We start from the raw sequence: 5,047 nt of genomic DNA, 5'->3' as shown, positions 1-5,047 counted from the left end.
GGATATTAAATTCGGTCTCTGCGGTCTGTGCCTTCGCGGTGGGGGCGCTAAGCGCAAGGCAGCTTCCGGTTGCCAGCAGAGCGGCCATAAAAATCAGTTTCATCCATCCCTCCCTTGCAGCCATGTATGGGCTGTTCGGGGGGCTCGATGACGCTGGGGGCATTCACCCCCCAAAAATTTTTGTGGGCGGTCGAGGATCAGGGCGTCGGGACGCGAGATGACGACAAAGCCGAACGCCGCTGCAAGCTTTGCGTGCAAGCGCCTGACCGACGCCTTGCTCGGCCATCAACTCTCTCGGCTGGCGCGAGAGCAATAATGGGCCGGCCCTCCGACCTCGCCCAACGGTCCCGAGCTGAAAGGACGACTTCTTGGTGGACGGCTCGCATCTAGGGCTTTGATCGATTGCACTTCAATCGAACGCTATTTGGCCTGCGATCTCGCGATTGGGAGCTTTGAATATTATCGCTTGCTCGAAATTGCCGATACCGAGCGTTGGGTGCGTTCGGTCGAGGCGGAGTTTTCCTGACGACCGATTTTTAGCCAGCGTCTATATTGTGCCGCTTTCGAGGGATCCGGATCAACCTCGCCTTTCAACCAAAAGCGAAACCAGTCGAGGTTGCGTTCATAGACCGCGAGCTTCTGACGGGGTTCGACCTTGATGTGAGGCGCCAACGGAAAAACGTGGAGTTCCCCCATGTGTGCGGTCGCAAGTTTGCTGACCAGCTCAATCGACTGACGCATCTCGTTCTCGGGAAGCTGCATCAATATGGGCGCGCTGATCGCCGTGATATCGGCTGATGAGGACATTTGCTTCCAGCGTGCGATATCCTGGTCGGGCGGCCCGAGCTTCCAGTATCGTTCGAGATTCCGGGCAAAATTCTCGCGCCCGGGTCGAGCGTTAAACCAATAATAAGAAGGGGTCACATGCACCGAGGAGATCGCTGCTGCCTTCAAGATCTGGCTGTGGCTCGCAGTCCACATCGTGACTTCGCTTCCAAAGCTAAGCCCACCCATGCCAACCCGCGCTGGGTCAACAAGTTCACGCCGATCCAGGTCAGAAATAGCCGCTTTTATTGTCTCAAGGCCAATTTCATAGCGTTCCCCAACCGTGTCTCCGTGGGGTTGCACATTGATGCAAAGGGACGCGATCCCGTGCGCAGCGAGGGCATGCAAAGGATACTCGTCCCCAAGGCCGCCACGGACAAAGCCGGGACAACGGTAATAGGTGATGAAGAGCGGCAGCCGCCCGGGGATCTTCGGGCGTATTAAAACGCCCGACGCCCGGCTTCCGCCCACCTGCCAGACGATGGTTTCAGCAAGGAGACCGTCGCTGTCAGGGAAATGGTTCGGCGTGTGAATGATAGTCTGCTGACCGTTCAATCCGATGCGAACCAGTCGCGGCGGAACGGACGGGCTTGCCTCCACGCAAATAAGGGCCATTGGGGTCGTGGCGCAGGGTGTGCGGTCGTCGCGGCCTCCTGAGAGCAATCCCGGTGACGCAATCAGGAGCCGGAGGTCCGTTTGCCCTGCGGGAAGCCGGTAGATGCTCTGTCTGTAGGATCGGTCGCGAAGCGTAAAGACGGTGCTGCCGTCCGGAAGCGATGCTTGGGCCGAAAGTCGCAACTCGTCATCGCCGCAAAGACTGGGGTCGAGACAGACATTGTTCGCCTGCAGAACCCCGCTCGTGCGAGCCGAAAGCGGAGCCTCTGGCGCTGCATCGAGGCTTGCAGCCTCAGCCTCTGTCGCTGCGCGGACCGTGCCGCTCTCAAGTTCATAGGCTCGGACTGTCCGTGGAACGTTGCTGAGCAACGGCCTGCGCTCAAACCAATCCTCCGTGAATCGCTGTGTCGATGGCCGTCCGTTGACGAGCGAGCCTCGGTATAGCGGGCTTGCAAGGTCGACATGTCCGTCGGCCAGGATTCCTCGTTCGCGTTCATCCTCCTCGGCCCGCGCGATCGCTGCCCGCGGCGGCCCCTCGCGCGCAACCACCACTCCGTCGGGAAGGATAGCAAATGCCTCGATGTCGCCGTCGCTGACGACAATTTTGTGAAACCCCGATCCATCAATCTTACTCTCCCACAGTCCGACGCACCCATCGACAAGCGCACGGACCACGATGCTCCGACTGTCGGGCGCCCACTGTGCCTCCCCGGGCAGCACTGTGCCTGCATCATCCCACATAGCGGTCCCGGTACGTCCGAGCGCGCGGGGCGGCTGAGCCCCATCGGCCCGAACAATGTACCAATCGACGTCGATCGAGTTCGTGACTGTTGAAGGGCGTTCGATACGGTAAACCACCCATGCACCGTCGGGCGAAGTCGCGAGTCCCGAAATGTCTGCGATTTCCGCGATAGCGCGCGGGGACGTCTGCCCGACGGCGGGGGGCGCCACCGCGAGCAGGCCGAGCAGCAACATGGCGGGCCTCACCATCGGATTCGCGCCTGCACCGAGACGATGCGACCGAGCGGATTGGCTTTTTCCGGATCGTAGCCAAGCGCCGAGCTGAAGCTTGGGATTTCTGCAAAGGGCGGGTCGCGATCAAGGAGATTGATGAGGCTAAGCGCTAGCTGGAGGCCGCGGCCATCCTCGCCCGCGGCTGCGCCGATCGCCTGCACGACAGTCAGATCGACTGTCGTCCACGGGGAAACCCGTGCTGTGGGTGTTACGAGCTGATTTTTGTAACCCCCCGTGTAATTGATGAAGGTGCTCGCTGAAAAGCCACCCTTCGACCAACCCAGGCGGCCGCGAACCCGCCATTTGACCGGGCTTGCGTAAAGACCCACAACCTCGGTGCCTCGCGCACCCTCGGTAAGCGTTCGCTTGATCGAAAATATATGCGTTCCGGTGACGCCGGCGTCGAACGTGCCGCCCGCAAATTCCGAGGCGTAGCTGAGCTCAAAGTCGAGGCCGCGCTGATTCTCGGCCGAGAGGTTGCGCGTTCTTCCGTCAATGATCGCGACCACCTCGCTTGGTGCGATTCCAAGCGGATTAATAAAACCTGGCATTGCAAAATAGCTTTGCACAAGTTCGAGTGGAGGGTTGTCGGTGATCACACCCGCGAAGAGGTCACGGCTGACGAGAAAGCGCAGATAATCTTCGCTCACGCTGCCGATGCGATCTTTGTAATTGACGTTGTAATATGTGAGCGAGGCCTTGAGCCCCTCGATCCTTGGCGGGGCGATATCGACGCCGACCGTCCAGCTGGTGGCCTTCTCAGGGCCGATATCAGGAGCGTAGCCGAACAGACCGACGACATTGGATGTGCCGGTGGGTGAGGCGGGATCGTCCAGACGAAGCGCACGAAAGCTCGACAGCGATGAACCGAGCAGCTCGTCGAAATGCGGCGCGCGAAAGCTCGTTCCGAATGAGCCCCGGATCGCAACGCCATGGACTGGATCCCACCGGACCCCGAGCTTGGGATTCGCTGTGCGGCCAAACTGGTTATAGTCTTCGAGCCGGCCCGCGAGCGAGACGTCGAGCCGCTCAACGCCTGCCGTTCGATTGTCGGGCCCAAAAATTGGAACCATCAGTTCACCGTAGATCGACTTCACGTGCCGTGGGCCAGGCAATCCCGCGAAGGGCGCGGCGATCGGAACCGCGCTACTGAGATCGAGAATTGTGAAATAGTCGTAGGCCTCGCGGCGATATTCTATCCCCGCGGCAAGTCGCATATTTCCTGCGGGAAGGCGGGCCAGCGGTCCATCGACGCGCAACGCGGCAGACCAATTGTCATAAGTATCGATCGTCCCGTAACTCCCGCGGATGCTCTCGATCGTGGCGGGGTTATTCGCGCGACCGTCGCCGAAAATGTTAAAGGCGGTCAAGGGGTTGGTATCGGCGAGCGCCGCCGCGAGACGGGCGCTGTTCACGAGATTGAGTGTGTTTGCGCGACCTTTTTGTCTGCCGTAGCCACCGGTGAGTTCAAGGCGCCACTCACCAAACTGTTGCTCCAGGCCCGCCGAGGCTGAAATGGCGCGGACCCGACCCGTGTTGATCTGAGGCCCTAGCTCGTTCACGAAGCTGTAGGCGACGCGGACCGGCTCCTGCGTTCCGATAGGGTCCACATAATAGGGGTTGCTGACCGGAACGCTGAAGCGGCGCAAGAATTCACTGTTTCCGGTCATCCGATATCGGCGTTCGGCTGCGAGGAGCTTTGCGTGAATGCTGAGCCCCTCGGTGATTGCGATTTCTCCGCCTGCATAAAAGCTGTGGACTCGCTGGCGGGGAAGCAAGTCGCTGTTAGCGCGGTTGTCGCGCCGATTTTGAACGCCAGGAAGGAGGTCAACGGCAGTGAGTGCAGTGCCGTCCTGACCGGCAGGTATTCCGAAGACCCGGCCATCAGCGGCGGTGATAGTTCCCGGTGAGCCGTAGAGCGAACGATAGTCGCTGCCGCCGAACTGACGTAGGTCTTCGCGGGCATAAGGACGCTTCGCCGCAGACAGAGCTCCGCGCTGCGAAAACTGATATGCAAGCACAACATGTCCTCCGCCCCAGCTTTTGCCGAGGAGCTGGCCGAATTGCATTTCGCTCATGTCGGCATCGGCAGTGCCTGCACGCAACATTGTCTCGGCACCCTCGAAGTTGTTGCGCAGCCGTACATTGACGACGCCCGCGACCGCGTCGGCGCCGTAGATTGCCGAGGCGCCATCGGTCAGAACCTCGATTCGTTCGATCGCGCTGACGGGAATGAGTGAGATGTCTGCAAACACGCCGCCGGTGCCTCCTAACGGCGGTCGCATTCCATCGACCAGCACCAATGTCGAAGAGGGACCAAGCCCGCGGAGGTTGATACTCGAACCATAAGTCGCGTCGCTTCCGGCACCGTTACGCGTCGTAGCGCCCAGCGTCGTTTCCGTCGGCCCGCCTCCAAAGTTCTGCGGCAGCGACGCGAGCAACTGTTGGACCGTCGCGTAACCGCTCTTCTCGATTGCTGCACGATCGAGCGTGACTATGGGCGAGCCGACGGGGCCGGCGCCGCGAATGCGCGATCCAGTGACGACTATGGCCTCGCCCGCTGCGTTGGCGGGTTCATCGAGCTGTGCAGCGC

Annotated in this window: 2 protein-coding genes; both read right to left on the bottom strand. The window is 60.6% G+C overall.

The genetic code is table 11. The features are described 5' to 3' along the window. Positions 1 to 459 precede the first annotated feature (459 nt). Entirely contained in the window at positions 460 to 2,430 is a 1,971-nt protein-coding gene (locus B5X69_RS20150) for an Atxe2 family lasso peptide isopeptidase (RefSeq protein WP_139375908.1), read from the bottom strand. Continuing rightward, the coding region (locus B5X69_RS20145) for a TonB-dependent receptor plug domain-containing protein (protein WP_079640275.1) at positions 2,424 to 5,047 on the bottom strand (2,624 nt) is incomplete at its 5' end. The genes B5X69_RS20150 and B5X69_RS20145, both read right to left, overlap by 7 nt.

Origin of the sequence: Sphingopyxis flava, assembly GCF_900168005.1 — a bacterium.
In the GTDB taxonomy this organism is placed as follows: Bacteria; Pseudomonadota; Alphaproteobacteria; order Sphingomonadales; family Sphingomonadaceae; genus Sphingopyxis; species Sphingopyxis flava.
The sequence above is the reverse complement of the archived record's forward strand: the minus strand, read 5'-3'. Positions and strand labels throughout refer to the sequence as shown.